The 14,864-nt window shown below is 46.3% G+C and carries 28 protein-coding genes; all 28 read right to left on the reverse strand.

Going from position 1 to position 14,864, the window contains the following annotated elements:
• Window positions 1-21: 21 nt before the first annotated feature.
• On the reverse strand, window positions 22-1,011 hold the full coding sequence (locus tag CLC91_RS14455; RefSeq protein ID WP_095499676.1) for a DNA-directed RNA polymerase subunit alpha: 990 nt from the start codon (window positions 1,009-1,011) through the stop codon (window positions 22-24).
• A gap of 24 nt (window positions 1,012-1,035) precedes the next feature.
• Window positions 1,036-1,656: a 30S ribosomal protein S4 gene (gene rpsD, locus CLC91_RS14460; protein ID WP_095499677.1), complete on the reverse strand. Its 621-nt coding sequence runs from the start codon at window positions 1,654-1,656 to the stop codon at window positions 1,036-1,038.
• 30 nt (window positions 1,657-1,686) lie between these two features.
• Window positions 1,687-2,076, reverse strand: coding sequence for a 30S ribosomal protein S11 (rpsK, locus tag CLC91_RS14465; protein ID WP_095499678.1), 390 nt, complete (start codon window positions 2,074-2,076; stop codon window positions 1,687-1,689).
• Window positions 2,077-2,092: 16 nt separating this feature from the next.
• Window positions 2,093-2,449, reverse strand: a complete 357-nt coding sequence (gene rpsM / locus CLC91_RS14470; RefSeq protein ID WP_095499679.1) for a 30S ribosomal protein S13 — start codon at window positions 2,447-2,449, stop codon at window positions 2,093-2,095.
• A 120-nt stretch (window positions 2,450-2,569) separates the two neighbouring features.
• Window positions 2,570-2,683: a 50S ribosomal protein L36 gene (gene rpmJ, locus CLC91_RS14475; protein WP_075607266.1), complete on the reverse strand. Its 114-nt coding sequence runs from the start codon at window positions 2,681-2,683 to the stop codon at window positions 2,570-2,572.
• 18 nt (window positions 2,684-2,701) lie between these two features.
• On the reverse strand, window positions 2,702-4,042 hold the full coding sequence (gene secY / locus CLC91_RS14480; RefSeq protein ID WP_095499680.1) for a preprotein translocase subunit SecY: 1,341 nt from the start codon (window positions 4,040-4,042) through the stop codon (window positions 2,702-2,704).
• Window positions 4,043-4,049: 7 nt separating this feature from the next.
• Window positions 4,050-4,484, reverse strand: coding sequence for a 50S ribosomal protein L15 (rplO, locus tag CLC91_RS14485; RefSeq protein ID WP_095499681.1), 435 nt, complete (start codon window positions 4,482-4,484; stop codon window positions 4,050-4,052).
• 1 nt (window position 4,485) lies between these two features.
• Window positions 4,486-4,668: a 50S ribosomal protein L30 gene (rpmD, locus tag CLC91_RS14490; RefSeq protein ID WP_095499682.1), complete on the reverse strand. Its 183-nt coding sequence runs from the start codon at window positions 4,666-4,668 to the stop codon at window positions 4,486-4,488.
• A 6-nt stretch (window positions 4,669-4,674) separates the two neighbouring features.
• Window positions 4,675-5,175 carry a 30S ribosomal protein S5 gene (gene rpsE / locus CLC91_RS14495; protein WP_095499683.1) on the reverse strand — a complete coding sequence of 167 codons (501 nt, stop codon included), beginning with the start codon at window positions 5,173-5,175 and terminating at the stop codon, window positions 4,675-4,677.
• A gap of 15 nt (window positions 5,176-5,190) precedes the next feature.
• Complete coding sequence (gene rplR / locus CLC91_RS14500) at window positions 5,191-5,541, reverse strand: 50S ribosomal protein L18 (protein WP_095499684.1); 351 nt, start codon at window positions 5,539-5,541, stop codon at window positions 5,191-5,193.
• A 10-nt stretch (window positions 5,542-5,551) separates the two neighbouring features.
• Complete coding sequence (rplF, locus tag CLC91_RS14505; RefSeq protein WP_095499685.1) at window positions 5,552-6,082, reverse strand: 50S ribosomal protein L6; 531 nt, start codon at window positions 6,080-6,082, stop codon at window positions 5,552-5,554.
• Window positions 6,083-6,092: 10 nt separating this feature from the next.
• The gene (rpsH, locus tag CLC91_RS14510; RefSeq protein WP_095499686.1) at window positions 6,093-6,485 is read right to left on the reverse strand and encodes a 30S ribosomal protein S8; all 393 of its coding nucleotides are present in this window, start codon (window positions 6,483-6,485) and stop codon (window positions 6,093-6,095) included.
• Window positions 6,486-6,511: 26 nt separating this feature from the next.
• Window positions 6,512-6,817 (reverse strand): 30S ribosomal protein S14, encoded by a 306-nt coding sequence (gene rpsN, locus CLC91_RS14515; protein ID WP_095499687.1) that lies wholly within the window; start codon window positions 6,815-6,817, stop codon window positions 6,512-6,514.
• An 11-nt stretch (window positions 6,818-6,828) separates the two neighbouring features.
• On the reverse strand, window positions 6,829-7,368 hold the full coding sequence (gene rplE / locus CLC91_RS14520) for a 50S ribosomal protein L5 (protein ID WP_095499688.1): 540 nt from the start codon (window positions 7,366-7,368) through the stop codon (window positions 6,829-6,831).
• Between the two features lie 19 nt (window positions 7,369-7,387).
• The gene (rplX, locus tag CLC91_RS14525) at window positions 7,388-7,699 is read right to left on the reverse strand and encodes a 50S ribosomal protein L24 (protein WP_095499689.1); all 312 of its coding nucleotides are present in this window, start codon (window positions 7,697-7,699) and stop codon (window positions 7,388-7,390) included.
• 10 nt (window positions 7,700-7,709) lie between these two features.
• Window positions 7,710-8,078, reverse strand: coding sequence for a 50S ribosomal protein L14 (gene rplN / locus CLC91_RS14530; protein WP_095499690.1), 369 nt, complete (start codon window positions 8,076-8,078; stop codon window positions 7,710-7,712).
• A gap of 171 nt (window positions 8,079-8,249) precedes the next feature.
• Window positions 8,250-8,498 carry a 30S ribosomal protein S17 gene (gene rpsQ / locus CLC91_RS14535; protein WP_095499691.1) on the reverse strand — a complete coding sequence of 83 codons (249 nt, stop codon included), beginning with the start codon at window positions 8,496-8,498 and terminating at the stop codon, window positions 8,250-8,252.
• Window positions 8,498-8,689, reverse strand: coding sequence for a 50S ribosomal protein L29 (gene rpmC / locus CLC91_RS14540; protein ID WP_095499692.1), 192 nt, complete (start codon window positions 8,687-8,689; stop codon window positions 8,498-8,500). Before rpmC ends, rpsQ begins: the two co-directional genes overlap by 1 nt.
• The gene (rplP, locus tag CLC91_RS14545; RefSeq protein WP_095499693.1) at window positions 8,689-9,099 is read right to left on the reverse strand and encodes a 50S ribosomal protein L16; all 411 of its coding nucleotides are present in this window, start codon (window positions 9,097-9,099) and stop codon (window positions 8,689-8,691) included. The genes rpmC and rplP overlap by 1 nt, the downstream gene beginning before the upstream one ends.
• Before the next feature lie 11 nt (window positions 9,100-9,110).
• Window positions 9,111-9,797, reverse strand: coding sequence for a 30S ribosomal protein S3 (gene rpsC / locus CLC91_RS14550; RefSeq protein ID WP_095499694.1), 687 nt, complete (start codon window positions 9,795-9,797; stop codon window positions 9,111-9,113).
• A gap of 9 nt (window positions 9,798-9,806) precedes the next feature.
• Window positions 9,807-10,139 carry a 50S ribosomal protein L22 gene (gene rplV / locus CLC91_RS14555; protein WP_095499695.1) on the reverse strand — a complete coding sequence of 111 codons (333 nt, stop codon included), beginning with the start codon at window positions 10,137-10,139 and terminating at the stop codon, window positions 9,807-9,809.
• A 12-nt stretch (window positions 10,140-10,151) separates the two neighbouring features.
• Window positions 10,152-10,430, reverse strand: a complete 279-nt coding sequence (gene rpsS / locus CLC91_RS14560) for a 30S ribosomal protein S19 (protein WP_095499696.1) — start codon at window positions 10,428-10,430, stop codon at window positions 10,152-10,154.
• Between the two features lie 11 nt (window positions 10,431-10,441).
• Window positions 10,442-11,269, reverse strand: a complete 828-nt coding sequence (gene rplB / locus CLC91_RS14565) for a 50S ribosomal protein L2 (RefSeq protein ID WP_095499697.1) — start codon at window positions 11,267-11,269, stop codon at window positions 10,442-10,444.
• A gap of 18 nt (window positions 11,270-11,287) precedes the next feature.
• Entirely contained in the window at window positions 11,288-11,590 is a 303-nt protein-coding gene (gene rplW, locus CLC91_RS14570; protein WP_095499698.1) for a 50S ribosomal protein L23, read from the reverse strand.
• On the reverse strand, window positions 11,587-12,192 hold the full coding sequence (gene rplD / locus CLC91_RS14575; protein ID WP_095499699.1) for a 50S ribosomal protein L4: 606 nt from the start codon (window positions 12,190-12,192) through the stop codon (window positions 11,587-11,589). The genes rplW and rplD overlap by 4 nt, the downstream gene beginning before the upstream one ends.
• 13 nt (window positions 12,193-12,205) lie before the next feature.
• The gene (gene rplC, locus CLC91_RS14580; RefSeq protein WP_095499700.1) at window positions 12,206-12,844 is read right to left on the reverse strand and encodes a 50S ribosomal protein L3; all 639 of its coding nucleotides are present in this window, start codon (window positions 12,842-12,844) and stop codon (window positions 12,206-12,208) included.
• Between the two features lie 31 nt (window positions 12,845-12,875).
• Window positions 12,876-13,187 (reverse strand): 30S ribosomal protein S10, encoded by a 312-nt coding sequence (rpsJ, locus tag CLC91_RS14585; RefSeq protein WP_095499721.1) that lies wholly within the window; start codon window positions 13,185-13,187, stop codon window positions 12,876-12,878.
• Between the two features lie 694 nt (window positions 13,188-13,881).
• Entirely contained in the window at window positions 13,882-14,700 is an 819-nt protein-coding gene (locus tag CLC91_RS14595) for a hypothetical protein (RefSeq protein ID WP_095499702.1), read from the reverse strand.
• Window positions 14,701-14,864: the final 164 nt, after the last annotated feature.

The raw sequence follows: 14,864 nt of genomic DNA on the forward strand, positions 1-14,864 counted from the left end.
TTGTATCTGTACTAACTTGGCTTATAGGTCGTCTAGAAGGCTAGCCGGTGGCCAGTTCTCTAAACGCATTCCCAACGACAGCCCACGAGATGCCAAAACGTCTTTAATTTCAGTAAGAGATTTCTTACCAAGATTAGGCGTTTTAAGAAGCTCGACTTCTGTGCGTTGTACCAAATCGCCGATGTAATGAATCGCTTCAGCTTTCAAACAGTTAGCTGAACGTACAGTAAGCTCTAAATCGTCGACAGGACGTAGTAAAATCGGATCGAATTCCGGCTTCTCTTCTTTCTCTTCTGGCTCAGTAACATCGCGAAGCTCAACAAAGGCTTCTAGTTGCTCAGCAAGAATAGTAGCAGAACGACGAATTGCCTCTTCTGGGTCGAGTGTACCATTGGTGGTCATATCGATTACCAGTTTATCAAGGTCAGTACGTTGTTCTACACGAGCTGCTTCAACATTGTATGCGATGCGAGCTACTGGTGAGAATGAAGCATCCACTAACAGACGTCCAATAGGACGCTCATCGTCTTCGGTTTGCGCACGGGCTGATGCCGGTACATAACCACGACCACGTTCTACTGTAATACGCATGTTAATATCAGTTTCGCCGGTCAAGTGACAAATCACATGATCCGGATTCATGATGGTAACATCACCGTCGTGGGTAATATCACCAGCTACTACAGGGCCCGTCCCCGACTTAGATAAAGTCAGAACTGCCTCGTCCTTTCCTTCGATTTTTACCGCTAAGCCTTTAAGGTTTAGCAAAATCTCTAGGATGTCTTCCTGAACGCCTTCCTTGCTGCTGTATTCATGCAATACACCGTCAATCTCAACTTGAGTTACGGCGCATCCTGGCATGGATGACAACAAAATGCGACGAAGCGCATTACCCAATGTGTGTCCAAACCCACGCTCGAGTGGCTCTAAAGTCACCTTGGCACGTGTTGGGCTAACTTGTTCAATATCAACAAGACGTGGCTTAAGAAATTCTGTAACAGAACCCTGCATTGTGTCCTCTCTTTAAAAGTTGCTTTACTTAGAGTAAAGCTCGACGATCAGCTGTTCGTTAATCTCAGCAGACAAATCGCTGCGTTCTGGTTGACGCTTAAATACGCCTTCCATTTTCGCGCTGTCTACTTCAACCCAAGTGGCTTGCTCGCGTTGGCCAGCCAATTCCAAAGAAGCCTTAATACGGGCTTGCTTTTGAGATTTTTCTCGGATGCTTACAACATCATTCGCAGAAACTTTGAATGATGGAATGTTAACCACTCTACCGTTAACCATAACGGCTTTGTGACTAACTAGCTGGCGTGACTCTGCACGAGTTGCACCAAAGCCCATACGATAAACAACGTTATCTAAACGGCCTTCTAGCAATTGCAGTAGGTTCTCACCAGTATTACCTTTGATTCGTGCCGCATCTTTGTAGTAGTTGCGGAACTGTTTTTCTAGTACGCCGTACATACGACGAACTTTTTGTTTCTCACGTAACTGAACGCCGTAGTCTGATAGACGACCGCGTCGTGCGCCGTGTTGTCCAGGTGCAGTTTCTAACTTACACTTAGAATCAATCGCTCGTACACCGCTTTTTAGGAACAAATCAGTTCCTTCGCGGCGGCTAAGCTTGAGTTTAGGACCCAAGTATCTTGCCATGATCTTTCTCCAACTTATCCTAAGATGCGATTAAACGCGACGTTTCTTAGGAGGACGACAACCATTGTGTGGAATCGGAGTCACATCAGTAATGTTAGTGATGCGATAGCCAGCAGCGTTTAAAGCACGAATTGCACTTTCACGACCTGGACCCGGGCCCTTCACAAAGACTTCAAGGTTTTTAACACCGTATTCTGCCGCAGCAGTACCGGCGCGCTCTGCAGCTACTTGAGCAGCAAATGGGGTAGACTTACGTGAACCACGGAAGCCAGAACCACCTGCAGTTGCCCAAGACAACGCATTGCCTTGACGATCTGTAATGGTGACGATGGTGTTGTTGAATGATGCATGGATATGAGCCATACCATCTGCAACTTGTTTACGTACGCGTTTACGAGAACGTGACGGAACTTTAGCCATAACTTATACCTTCCCGTTACTTCTTAATTGGTTTACGAGGACCTTTACGCGTGCGCGCATTGGTCTTAGTACGTTGCCCACGAAGTGGAAGGCTACGACGATGACGAAGTCCACGGTAACAACCAAGGTCCATAAGACGCTTGATGTTCATGGAAACTTCACGGCGGAGGTCACCCTCAACGGTGAACTTAGCCACCTCTTCACGAAGCAAATCAATTTGAGCTTCGTCTAGTTCCTTGATCTTCACATCTTCAGCGATGCCAGTATTAGCACAAATAGCTTTTGCGCTAGTACGGCCAATGCCGAAAATCGCGGTTAAAGCGATAACCGCGTGCTTATGATCAGGAATGTTAATGCCAGCGATACGGGCCACTATGCACTCCAAATAATTAAAGGTTCGACTGCGAAAAGCCCGGTAGGATACTCAACAGTTGAACAATTTGCAAACAAAATATTTGCCAGCCCTTCGTGAGGGCTGGCAAATGGTTCTTTCTTAGCCTTGACGCTGTTTGTGTTTAGGTTCAACACAAATCACGCGAACAACGCCATTACGCTTGATGATCTTGCAATTACGGCAGATCTTCTTCACGGAAGCACGAACTTTCATTTCATCACTCCGTTTAACTTAGCGACCATAGCGATCTAAATTCGCTTTGTTCACTAGGTTAGCCTTCTTCATGACAGATTCATACTGATGAGACATCATATGAGTCTGTACCTGTGCCATAAAGTCCATGAGTACAACTACCATAATCAGTAGGGAAGTACCGCCAAAGTAGAAAGGTACGTTCCAAGTAACCAGCATGAACTCTGGAATTAAACAAATAAAGGTAATGTACACCGCACCCGCTAGGGTTAAACGAGTCATCACTTTATCAATGTATCGCGAAGTCTGTTCGCCTGGACGAATGCCCGGGATGAACGCACCTGATTTCTTCAAGTTATCTGCTGTTTCGCGTGGATTAAATACCAACGCGGTATAGAAGAAACAGAAGAACACGATCGCTGCAGCATACAAAACAATGTATAGCGGTTGGCCAGGTGATAACGCTAAAGAGATATCACTCAACCAAGTCATACTTTCATTTTGACCAAACCACTGAGCTAGTGTGCTTGGGAACAAAATAATGCTTGATGCAAAAATAGGGGGAATTACACCCGCCATATTTATCTTAAGCGGTAAGTGTGAGCTTTGACCCGCAAACACCTTACGGCCTTGCTGGCGTTTTGCGTAGTTAACGACGATTCGGCGTTGTCCACGTTCCACAAATACCACGAAATAAGTTACAGCAAATACGATTACCGCCATAAGCAGTAATACCAATACGTTCAGGTCGCCTTGACGCGCTTGCTCAGCAGTTTGGCCAATGGCTGGCGGTAAGCCCGCAACAATACCTGCAAAAATCAGGATTGAAATACCATTACCAATACCACGCTCAGTAATTTGCTCACCCAACCACATTAAGAACATGGTACCGGTAACCAAACTGACCACTGCTACAAATAGGAAACCAAAGCCTGGATTAACCACAAGCCCCGGAACCAAATTAGGCAAACCGGTAGCGATACCGATTGACTGCATTGTAGCGAGCACTAATGTCATATACCGAGTGTACTGACTGATTTTCTTACGACCAGCTTCCCCATCCTTCTTGAGTTCCATGAAGTGAGGATGAACGACCGTCATTAACTGCATGATAATCGATGCCGAAATGTACGGCATGATACCAAGCGCTAAGATGGACGCTCGCTCTAAGGCACCACCAGAAAACATGTTAAACATGTTCAAGATGGTACCTTGTTGCTGGTTAAAGACCTCAGCCAATACAGCAGCGTCAACACCAGGAATTGGTACAAACGATCCCGCTCTAAATACGATGATCGCACCAAGCACGAACAGTAGACGGGTCTTTAACTCGGAAAGTCCGCCTTTCGCGTTGTTTCTTTCAGTTCCTGGTTTTGCCATCGACGTCTTATTCCTCGATCTTTCCGCCGGCAGCTTCGATTGCTGCACGTGCACCTTTGGTTGCTCTTAGACCTTTTACAGTCACTGGGCGCTCAATGGTACCTGAAAGTACGATTTTCGCAAACTGAATGTTACGAGAAATAACGTTCGCATCTTTTAAGCTGTTCAAATCGACGACATCACCGTTTACTTTGGCTAGTTCGCTTAAACGAACTTCAGAGCTTACAAGTGACTTACGTGAAGTAAAGCCAAACTTAGGTAAGCGCTGTTTCAAAGGCATTTGACCACCTTCAAAGCCAACACGCGGCATACCACCAGAACGAGACTTCTGACCTTTGTGGCCACGACCACCGGTCTTACCAAGACCAGAACCGATACCACGACCTACACGCTTAGCGGTAGACTTAGAGCCTTCTGCTGGAGATAGATTGTTTAAACGCATCTTATTCCTCCACCGATACCATGTAGTAAACTTTGTTAACCATACCGCGAACAGAAGGAGTATCTTCTAATTCAACAGTGTGGCCGATTTTACGTAGACCCAAACCAGTTAGCGTTGCACGGTGCTTAGGTAAGCGCCCGATTGAGCTTTTGGTTTGAGTTACTTTAATAGTCTTCTTAGCCATGGTGTATTACCCCTGAATGTCTTCAACACTCAATCCACGCTTAGCAGCGACTTGAGCAGGTGACTTCATGTGCACCAGCGCGTCGATTGTTGCGCGAACGATGTTGATAGGGTTAGTCGAACCGTAAGCTTTAGACAGTACGTTATGTACGCCTACAACTTCTAGTACGGCACGCATTGCACCACCGGCAATAATACCGGTACCTTCAGATGCTGGCTGCATATATACGCGAGAACCAGAGTGACGACCTTTAACAGGGTGGAACAAAGTTCCTTCGTTCAACTCGATGGTGCTCATGTTACGGCGCGCTTTTTCCATAGCTTTTTGAATCGCTGCTGGAACTTCGCGTGCTTTGCCATAACCAAAGCCAACTTTACCGTTTCCGTCGCCCACTACAGTTAATGCAGTAAAGCTAAAGATACGGCCACCTTTAACTACTTTCGATACACGGTTAACTGCAATCAATTTCTCTTGCAGGTCACCGCCTTTCGCTTCGATGTTTGCCATTCTTGACTCCCAACCTTAGAACTGGAGGCCAGCTTCACGAGCGGCGTCAGCTAGTGCCTGTACGCGGCCGTGATACTTAAAGCCTGAACGATCGAAAGCGACAGATGATACGCCTTTCTCGATCGCACGCTCTGCGATAGTTTTACCAACCACTTTGGCCGCGTCTACGTTGCCAGTACCTTTTAGCTCGGCTGCAACTGCTTTTTCAACAGTTGAAGCACTTGCTAGTACTTGAGCTTCAGGGCTGATTACCTGAGCGTAGATGTGGCGCGGAGTGCGGTGAATAACCAGACGGTTAACGCCCAGCTCTTTGATCTTCGCACGTGCGCGAGTAGCGCGACGCAAACGAGATGATTTCTTATCCATATCGCGTTACCTACTTCTTCTTGGCTTCTTTACGACGAACATTTTCGTCAGCATAACGAACACCTTTACCTTTGTAAGGTTCTGGAGCACGGTATGCGCGAATTTCTGCAGCTACCTGGCCTACAACTTCTTTGTCAGCACCTTTGATGACAAGTTCAGTTTGGCTTGGAGCTTCAGCTGTTACGCCTTCAGGAAGAGCGTGTTCTACAGGGTGAGAAAAACCTAGGGTTAGGCTAATGCTTTTGCCTTTAACGGCAGCACGGTAACCTACACCGATAAGTTGTAGTTTCTTCTCAAAACCTTCAGAAACGCCTTTTACCATGTTGTTAATTAATGCGCGAGCTGTACCTGCTTGTGCCCAACCGTTTGCGAAACCTTCGCGAGGAGCGAAAGTAACTTGGTTGTCAGCTACAGAGATTTCAACTGCACTGTTAAAAACGCGGGTCAGTGAAGATTTACCTTTTACAGTAACTTCTTGACCGTTAACCGCTACCTCTACGCCTGCTGGGATAGAGACTGGTGCTTTAGCTACACGAGACATCTTTCCTTCCTTACGCTACGTAGCAGACAACTTCGCCGCCCAAGCCAGCTTTACGGGCTGCTCGGTCAGTCATCACGCCTTTAGAAGTAGAAACGATTGCAACACCCAGGCCGCCCATCACTTTTGGTAGTTCGTCTTTACCTTTGTAAATACGAAGACCAGGACGGCTTACGCGCTGGATAGTTTCAACCACTGGTTTGCCTTGGAAATACTTTAGTTCAATTTCCAGTTCAGGCTTGGCTTCGCTGGTTACTGCAAAGTCAGAAATGTAACCTTCTTCTTTAAGAACCTGTGCTACAGATACTTTCATCTTAGCAGAAGGCATGGTTACAGATACTTTGCTAGCAGCTTGGCCGTTACGAATACGCGTTAGCATATCCGCAATAGGATCTTGCATGCTCATAATTGGCTTACTCCCGTGACAAGTGCTTACCAGCTGGCCTTTTTAAGACCAGGAACTTCACCACGCATGGCAGCTTCACGTAACTTAATGCGGCTTAAGCCGAATTTACGTAAGAAACCATGTGGGCGGCCAGTTTGATTACAACGGTTACGCTGACGCGAACGGCTGGAATCACGAGGCAGAGTTTGCAGCTTAAGGACTGCATCCCAACGCTCTTCTTCAGAAGTGGCTGGATTTGCGATCAGTGCCTTAAGAGCCTGGCGCTTTTCAGCGTACTTGGCTACGAGTTTTGCACGTTTTGCTTCACGTGCTTTCATAGAAGTCTTTGCCATTACCCTAACCCTTATTTACGAAATGGGAAGTTAAATGCGTTCAACAGAGCGCGACCTTCTTCGTCTGATTTCGCAGTAGTAGTGATAGTAATATCCATACCACGAATCTTATCGATTTTATCGTAATCGATTTCAGGGAAGATGATTTGCTCACGCACGCCCATGCTGTAGTTACCACGACCGTCGAATGACTTAGGATTCAAGCCACGGAAGTCGCGAATACGCGGGATTGCGATGCTGATTAAACGCTCAAAGAATTCCCACATGCGCTCGCCACGCAGGGTTACTTTACAGCCAATTGGGTAGCCATCACGGATTTTGAAACCGGCAACCGACTTACGGGCTACGGTAACAACTGGTTTTTGGCCTGCGATAGCAGTCATGTCGCCTACGGCGTGTTCCATAACTTTCTTATCTGCAACGGCTTCACCAACACCCATGTTAAGGGTGATTTTTTCAATCCGAGGGACTTGCATGACACTGTTATAACCAAACTCTTTCATAAGAGCAGCTACTACAGTCTCTTTATAGGTATCATGCAGTTTCGCCATCGTTTACTCCAAATATTACTTAAACGAGTTCACTATTCGATTTAAAGAAACGAACTTTTTTGCCGTCTTCAAATCGGAAACCAACACGATCAGCTTTACCCGTTTGAGGGTTAAGGATCGCTACGTTTGATGCTTGAATTGGTGCTTCTTTCTCAACGATACCACCTTGAACGCCTAACTGAGGGTTAGGTTTCTGGTGTTTCTTGACAAGATTCACGCCTTCAACAATCAATTTACCAGTAGGAAGGACTTGAGTGACTTTACCAGTCTTACCTTTGTCTTTTCCTGCTAGTACTACAACTTCGTCTTCACGAATGATTTTTGCTGCCATTATTAGCTCCTTACAGTACTTCTGGGGCTAGTGACACAATTTTCATAAATTGCTCAGTACGCAATTCACGAGTCACAGGTCCAAAGATACGAGTACCAATCGGCTGCAGGTTAGCGTTCAGTAGAACTGCTGCATTCCGATCGAAGCGAATGACAGAGCCATCTGGACGACGAACGCCTTTCTTAGTACGGACTACCACCGCGTTGTACACATCACCTTTCTTCACTTTACCGCGAGGAATGGATTCTTTAACAGAAACCTTGATGATGTCGCCGATGCCGGCATAACGACGGTGAGAGCCACCCAAGACCTTAATACACTGTACACTGCGAGCGCCGCTGTTATCGGCCACATCCAGAGTAGATTGCATTTGGATCATTTTAAGTGCTCCGCTATCGGTTACTACACAAATTACCCGTAATTGGGCTCCGCCTTATAGGCACATCTACCTAAAAGGGCGCAGAAGTATAACACCCAAAAAAGGAAAAGTGTAGATAAAAAATAAACGGCCCCGAAGGGCCGCTTCTACTTGTCTTAATTCTGTGACGAATTAAGCCTTTACTACGACGTCAACCAAGGTCCAAGACTTAGTCTTAGAGATTGGCGCACACTCGCGAATAGTCACGGTGTCACCAACACTGGCTTGGTTTTGTTCGTCATGTACGTGCAGCTTAGTCGTACGCTTGATGAATTTCCCGTAAATTGGGTGCTTCACCATGCGCTCAACAGCAACAACAAAGGACTTGTCCATTTTGTCGCTAGTGACTCGACCTTGCAAAGTACGAATTTTATCGCTCATTACGCACCTGCCTTCTGATTAAGGATGGTCTTAACGCGCGCAATGCTGCGGCGTACTTTCTTCAGCTCGTTAGTCTGATTCAGCTGACCAGTGGCATGTTGCATACGCAGGTTGAACTGCTCACGCAACAGGCTCAGAAGTTCAGCGTTCAGTTCTTCAACGCTCTTTTGAGTTAGTTCGCTAGCTTTCATTACATCACCTGCTTAGTAACAAAGGTGGTCTTGATTGGAAGCTTAGCTGCAGCAAGTTCAAACGCTTCACGCGCAAGTTCCGCTGGAACACCTTCCATTTCGTACAAGACTTTTCCAGGTTGAATCTGGCAAACCCAGTATTCAACGTTACCCTTACCTTTACCCATACGTACTTCAAGCGGCTTGTTGGTAATTGGCTTGTCTGGGAAGACACGAATCCAAATTTTACCTTGACGCTTAATGTGACGAGTCATGGCACGACGGGCGGCTTCAATTTGACGAGCTGTGATACGGCCACGGCCTACAGCTTTCAAACCAAATTCGCCAAAGCTAACGTCAGTTCCGTTGGCTAGACCACGGTTGCGGCCTTTGTGCATTTTACGGAACTTCATTCGTTTTGGTTGCAGCATTACTGGCTCTCCTATTTACCGCGAGGCTTACGCTTTTGCGGCTTCGGTTGCTCAGCTTGCTGTAGTGGCAATCCACCTAGAACTTCGCCTTTGAAGATCCAAGTTTTAATGCCGATCACACCGTAAGTGGTGTGTGCTTCAGCAGTTGAGTAATCGATATCAGCACGCAGCGTGTGCAATGGTACACGACCTTCACGATACCATTCGGAACGTGCGATCTCGGCACCACCCAGACGACCACTTACTTCAACTTTGATGCCTTTGGCACCTAAGCGCATGGCGTTTTGTACAGCGCGCTTCATAGCACGACGGAACATAACACGACGCTCAAGTTGAGAAGCGATGCTTTCTGCAACCAATTTAGCTTCCAGTTCAGGCTTACGTACTTCGGCAATGTTAATTTGCGCTGAAGTACCAGTGAACTTAGCAATCTCTTGACGTAGCTTCTCTACGTCTTCACCTTTCTTACCGATAACCACGCCTGGACGTGCGGTGTGAATGGTTACTCGAATGCTCTTAGCTGGACGCTCGATAACAATTTTGGAAACGCTTGCGCTTTTTAGTTTCTTGTTAAGAAACTCGCGAACTTCCCAATCACTTTGCAGGTTATCTGCATAGTCTTTGTCGGCGTACCAGGTAGAGATCCAAGGTTTGGTAATTCCTAAACGGATACCATTAGGATGTACTTTTTGACCCATTGCTCACTCCTAGCGATCTGATACAACCACAGTAATGTGGCTGGTACGCTTGATGATACGATCCGCACGACCTTTAGCACGTGGCATGATGCGCTTCATAGTAGGGCCTTCGTCAACGAATACCTTAGCTACTTTTAGCTCATCAATGTCAAGACCGTCGTTATGTTCCGCGTTGGCGATAGCAGCGTCCAGAACCTTTTTGATAAGCGCAGCGGCTTTCTTAGGGCTGAATGCTAATACTTCCAAAGCTGTTTCAACAGGTAGACCACGGATTTGATCGGCTACTAGACGCGCCTTTTGAGGCGACGTGCGAGCAAAGCGGTGTTTAGATAAAACTTCCATCATATGCTCCTATTAACGCTTCTTCGCTTTCTTATCAGCAGCGTGGCCGCGATAAGTACGAGTTGGCGCAAATTCGCCTAGTTTATGACCAATCATTTCGTCTGACACGAATACAGGCACGTGTTGACGACCATTATGGACAGCGATGGTCAATCCAATCATATCTGGAATGATCATGGAACGACGAGACCAAGTCTTAATAGGCTTCTTCTCGTTGTTCTCCACCGCTTTCTCTACCTTCTTCAACAAGTGTAGGTCAATGAATGGACCTTTCTTGAGAGAACGTGGCATGGTGAATCCTCTTATTTCTTGTTACGACGGCGTACGATGTACTTGTCGGTACGTTTGTTCTTACGAGTTTTGTAACCTTTAGTAGGCATACCCCATGGAGACACAGGGTGACGACCACCAGAAGTACGTCCCTCACCACCACCGTGTGGGTGATCAACCGGGTTCATGGCAACACCACGAACAGTCGGACGAACACCGCGCCAGCGGCTTGCACCTGCTTTACCAAGTTGGCGTAGCATGTGCTCAGAGTTACCTACTTCACCGATAGTCGCACGACACTCGGAAAGAACTTTTCGCATTTCACCAGAACGTAGACGCAAGGTGACATAAGCACCATCGCGAGCAACAATCTGAATGTATGCACCAGCAGAACGAGCCATTTGGCCGCCTTTACCAGGCTTAAGTTCTACGTTATGAACAACAGAGCCCACAGGGATGTTGCGCATTGGTAGGGCGTTACCTACCTTGATTTCAGCGTCAGCGCCGCTACGGATTGGGTCGCCAGCCTTGATTCCCTTAGGAGCCAAGATGTAACGACGTTCACCGTCTGCGTAAAGTACCAAAGCAATGTTTGCTGAACGGTTTGGATCATATTCCAAACGCTCAACCTTTGCTGGGATACCATCTTTGTTACGCTTGAAGTCGATGATACGGTAGTGCTGTTTGTGACCACCGCCGATGTGGCGAGTGGTGATACGGCCAGCATTGTTACGACCACCAGACTTTGATTTCTTGTCTAGAAGCGCTGCAAAAGGCTTACCTTTATGAAGGTCGGCATTAACCACTTTAACTACGTGGCGACGACCCGGAGAGGTAGGCTTACATTTAACGATTGCCATGTTTCAAACTCCTTCGGATTACTCAGCGCCGCCAACGAAGTCTAGGTCTTGGCCTTCAGCCAAAGTTACATAGGCTTTTTTCCAGTCGATGCGACGACCGAAACGAGCGCCGTGACGCTTGGTTTTGCCTTTAGTAACCAAGGTGCGAACACCTTTAACTTCTACTTCGAACAGTTTTTCAACAGCTGCTTTAATTTCAGACTTAGTAGCGTCTTTAGCAACTTTGAAAACTACGGTGTTTTCTTGCTCTGCAACAACAGTACTCTTTTCAGAGATGTGTGGAGCTAGAATTACTTTTAGTAAACGCTCTTCGCGGATCATGCCAACATCTCCTCAATCTGCTTAATAGCGTCAGCAGTAATCAATACTTTGTCGAACGCGATTAGACTTACTGGGTCAATACCCGCTACGTCACGTACGTCAACTTTGTAAAGGTTACGTGCAGCCAAGAACAGATTCTCGTCTACTTCAGGAGTCACGATCAGAACGTCGTTCAGATCCAGCTCTTTAAGTTTTGCAGCCAGTTCCTTAGTTTTAGGAGCTTCTACTGCGAACTTCTCAACGACAATCAGACGCTCTTGACGTACCAGCTCAGAAAGGATGCTTTTAATCGCACCGCGGTACATCTTTTTGTTCACTTTTTGACTGTGATCTTGTGGCTTAGCCGCAAAAGATACACCGCCACCGCGCCAAATTGGGCTACGGATAGTACCAGCACGTGCACGGCCAGTACCTTTTTGACGCCAAGGCTTCTTACCACCACCAGAAACTTCAGAACGAGTTTTCTGAGCGCGAGTTCCTTGACGAGCATTTGCTGCAAATGCAACAACTACTTGATGAACCAGAGCTTCGTTAAAATCGCGACCGAAGGTAGTTTCGGAAACTTCAAGAGCGCTTTGAGCGTCTTTCAATACCAATTCCATTACTATCTCCTAATTACGCTTTAACAGCAGGCTTGATAATCAGGTTGCCACCGGTGGCTCCTGGTACCGCGCCTTTGATTAATAGCAAGTTACGTTCAGCGTCAACACGTACTAGGTCCAAAGATTGAACTGTTACGCGCTCGTCGCCCATGTGACCAGCCATTTTCTTACCCTTGAACACACGGCCTGGAGTTTGGTTTTGACCAATAGAACCAGGAGCACGGTGTGCCAACGAGTTACCGTGAGTAGCGTCTTGAGTGCGGAAGTTCCAACGCTTAACAGCGCCTTGGAAACCCTTACCTTTAGAACGACCGGTAACGTCAACCTTTGCAACATCTGCAAAGATATCTACTTTAATTTCTGCACCAACTTCGATGCCTTCGCCTTCACCTTCACCTAGACGGAATTCCCACAAACCACGACCGGCTTCAACGCCCGCCTTGGCAAAGTGACCCGCTTCAGCTTTGTTCACGCGATTAGCTTTTTTGGTGCCAGTAGTTACTTGAAGAGCGCGGTAACCATCGGTTTCCAAATCACGGATTTGGGTAACCTTGTTAGCTTCTACTTCAACTACTGTGACTGGGATAGAAACGCCTTCTTCTGTGAAGATGCGAGTCATACCCACTTTACGACCAATAAGACCGATAGCCATCTCTCAAACCTCTTTCGATTTAGATCTCTGCTTAACCCAAGCTGATTTGGACGTCTACGCCCGCAGCAAGATCCAAACGCATTAATGCGTCAACGGTCTTTTCAGTTGGCTCCACAATGTCAACTAGACGTTTATGAGTACGGATTTCGTACTGGTCACGCGCGTCTTTGTTTACGTGTGGAGAGATCAATACTGTATAGCGCTCTTTACGAGTAGGTAGTGGAATAGGACCACGAACCTGAGCACCAGTGCGCTTAGCAGTTTCAACGATCTCCGCTGTAGACTGATCGATCAGACGATGATCGAATGCCTTCAGGCGGATACGGATTCTTTGGTTCTGCATTAGACCAGAGCTCCCAAATTTAGACACATAAAAAACCACCCCTCAAAAGCTCCTTAATTGGACTCTGAGAGTGATTGCTTTAAACCATTCGATTCCCAATTGGAATCGCTGTCTAGTGGTAATCAAGACTGAGTTAGCTCTTAATTAACCCGCTAATTCTTACTCGGACAAACCGAGTGAGGCGTGCATTATACACTTTGATGGGGCTAACGCAACCCCGATATCAAATTAAATGTATGCTTCATTGCGTTAACGCTAAGTTTGTGGAGTTTGGTCTGCGTGCCAACGCTGGGTTAGCAAAAAGTAACTTACTGGGAATATAACGAGGCTAGAGAGCGTGACTAGGAAAATGTTTAAGTCTAACTGGTGAGGTGTTAGCAGCGCTATTGCGATTACACGCAATGCGGCAACTAGCGTAATAATATAAACATCGAAAAGCCGAGCTTTGATCAGTTTCAAAAGGAGCGAAACAAGCACGGAAGCCAAAGTAAAAGAAGTTATATATATTGCTAAATTTAGATAGTTTGGCTCCAAACCAGCACTTAACATGGCCGAACCCGGTTTATGAGGAGCAACAGATAGGATAATAAGCTCCTCAATTTCGAAAAGACACCAGTGCAGTGCAAGACTACCTCCAACCCAGATTGACAAGTTTCGTAATAGTATATTGACGCTTATCATGGTCGATCCCCTTCTAGTGATGCTGCGTGTAGTTTTTAACCGCCCAACATACTTCTTGAGGCTTTAAACCTCCTCCAGAGTTGGTATATACAGTCTCACAATGTACGCTATAGGCAATCCCATCGACTCCTTGCCCGCTCGTATCCTCAAATGTTCCATTATTTGCATTGTAAAATAATCCGCTTTTTTGAGCTGTTCCAACTACCTTGGCAAATCCCACGGTGGAATACTGTGTTATCAACTCAAATTCCATTGTGCTGTCATCTACGAAAATAGCCACGATAACAATCGGAGTAGTAACCTGTAAAAGTTTTTCCCAGAAGCTCCCTTTAGGAAGGTCACTGACTAAGTATTGTGAACGCAAGAATGTAATTGTGTCTTCATAAACTCCTGAAGAAAACATGTCACTAGCACTCCTAGCAACATGAGACGGAATCTCTATGAAAAATTCATTATCGGCAAACTTAGTGAAAGCGCTACTTTGTTCTGTTAGAAACGTTAAATTTTGCCTTAAGGTCTCGAGTGTATTAACCACTTCTTGCGGTGTACTGACCTCTATAACGTCGAGACTTGTAAATCCAGGTTCGTAAAAGCTTATTACCTTGAAGGTTTTTGCCGACCAGTTATTTTCATTAACCACCACAACTTCCGAAACGTTTCCTACCCGATTCATTATCGCTAAATCTCTCATTGCACTATCGGAACAGTTCAACGCACATGTTGTTACTTCGGCTTCAAACGCACTAGCAGGTAAGCAGGTAAGCAGGTAAGCAGGTAAGCAGGTAAGCAGGTAAGCAGGTAAGCAGGTAAGCATTATTAGAAGTTTTTTCATTAGCAAATCCCTGTGTAAACGAGTCCTTTATTTCTTATAAGCTACATTAGGGTTAACTGGTTTTCAAGCAAGATCAGCTCAACTAAAAGGCCTGAGTTCGGTACAATACCGAAATCAGGCCTTGGGGCTTGCCGCTTAACAAAGTGTCCAACTTTAAGGGGTCA

This window comes from Paraferrimonas haliotis, from assembly GCF_002282895.1.
Taxonomy (GTDB): domain Bacteria; phylum Pseudomonadota; class Gammaproteobacteria; order Enterobacterales; family Shewanellaceae; genus Paraferrimonas; species Paraferrimonas haliotis.

Bases quoted from the DNA above. Each gene is read 5' to 3' on its own strand.
- CLC91_RS14455 (WP_095499676.1), bottom strand. From the start codon at position 1,011: ATGCAGGGTTCTGTTACAGAATTTCTTAAGCCACGTCTTGTTGATATT.
- rpsD (WP_095499677.1), bottom strand. From the start codon at position 1,656: ATGGCAAGATACTTGGGTCCTAAACTCAAGCTTAGCCGCCGCGAAGGA.
- rpsK (WP_095499678.1), bottom strand. From the start codon at position 2,076: ATGGCTAAAGTTCCGTCACGTTCTCGTAAACGCGTACGTAAACAAGTT.
- rpmJ (WP_075607266.1), bottom strand. From the start codon at position 2,683: ATGAAAGTTCGTGCTTCCGTGAAGAAGATCTGCCGTAATTGCAAGATC.
- secY (WP_095499680.1), bottom strand. From the start codon at position 4,042: ATGGCAAAACCAGGAACTGAAAGAAACAACGCGAAAGGCGGACTTTCC.
- rplO (WP_095499681.1), bottom strand. From the start codon at position 4,484: ATGCGTTTAAACAATCTATCTCCAGCAGAAGGCTCTAAGTCTACCGCT.
- rpmD (WP_095499682.1), bottom strand. From the start codon at position 4,668: ATGGCTAAGAAGACTATTAAAGTAACTCAAACCAAAAGCTCAATCGGG.
- rpsE (WP_095499683.1), bottom strand. From the start codon at position 5,175: ATGGCAAACATCGAAGCGAAAGGCGGTGACCTGCAAGAGAAATTGATT.
- rplR (WP_095499684.1), bottom strand. From the start codon at position 5,541: ATGGATAAGAAATCATCTCGTTTGCGTCGCGCTACTCGCGCACGTGCG.
- rplF (WP_095499685.1), bottom strand. From the start codon at position 6,082: ATGTCTCGTGTAGCTAAAGCACCAGTCTCTATCCCAGCAGGCGTAGAG.
- rpsH (WP_095499686.1), bottom strand. From the start codon at position 6,485: ATGAGCATGCAAGATCCTATTGCGGATATGCTAACGCGTATTCGTAAC.
- rpsN (WP_095499687.1), bottom strand. From the start codon at position 6,817: ATGGCAAAGACTTCTATGAAAGCACGTGAAGCAAAACGTGCAAAACTC.
- rplE (WP_095499688.1), bottom strand. From the start codon at position 7,368: ATGGCGAAACTGCATGATACCTATAAAGAGACTGTAGTAGCTGCTCTT.
- rplX (WP_095499689.1), bottom strand. From the start codon at position 7,699: ATGGCAGCAAAAATCATTCGTGAAGACGAAGTTGTAGTACTAGCAGGA.
- rplN (WP_095499690.1), bottom strand. From the start codon at position 8,078: ATGATCCAAATGCAATCTACTCTGGATGTGGCCGATAACAGCGGCGCT.
- rpsQ (WP_095499691.1), bottom strand. From the start codon at position 8,498: ATGAGCGATAAAATTCGTACTTTGCAAGGTCGAGTCACTAGCGACAAA.
- rpmC (WP_095499692.1), bottom strand. From the start codon at position 8,689: ATGAAAGCTAGCGAACTAACTCAAAAGAGCGTTGAAGAACTGAACGCT.
- rplP (WP_095499693.1), bottom strand. From the start codon at position 9,099: ATGCTGCAACCAAAACGAATGAAGTTCCGTAAAATGCACAAAGGCCGC.
- rpsC (WP_095499694.1), bottom strand. From the start codon at position 9,797: ATGGGTCAAAAAGTACATCCTAATGGTATCCGTTTAGGAATTACCAAA.
- rplV (WP_095499695.1), bottom strand. From the start codon at position 10,139: ATGGAAGTTTTATCTAAACACCGCTTTGCTCGCACGTCGCCTCAAAAG.
- rpsS (WP_095499696.1), bottom strand. From the start codon at position 10,430: ATGCCACGTTCTCTCAAGAAAGGTCCATTCATTGACCTACACTTGTTG.
- rplB (WP_095499697.1), bottom strand. From the start codon at position 11,269: ATGGCAATCGTTAAATGTAAGCCTACCTCTCCGGGTCGTCGCCACGTA.
- rplW (WP_095499698.1), bottom strand. From the start codon at position 11,590: ATGATCCGCGAAGAGCGTTTACTAAAAGTAATTCTAGCTCCACACATC.
- rplD (WP_095499699.1), bottom strand. From the start codon at position 12,192: ATGGAATTGGTATTGAAAGACGCTCAAAGCGCTCTTGAAGTTTCCGAA.
- rplC (WP_095499700.1), bottom strand. From the start codon at position 12,844: ATGGCTATCGGTCTTATTGGTCGTAAAGTGGGTATGACTCGCATCTTC.
- rpsJ (WP_095499721.1), bottom strand. From the start codon at position 13,187: ATGCAGAACCAAAGAATCCGTATCCGCCTGAAGGCATTCGATCATCGT.
- CLC91_RS14595 (WP_095499702.1), bottom strand. From the start codon at position 14,700: ATGAAAAAACTTCTAATAATGCTTACCTGCTTACCTGCTTACCTGCTT.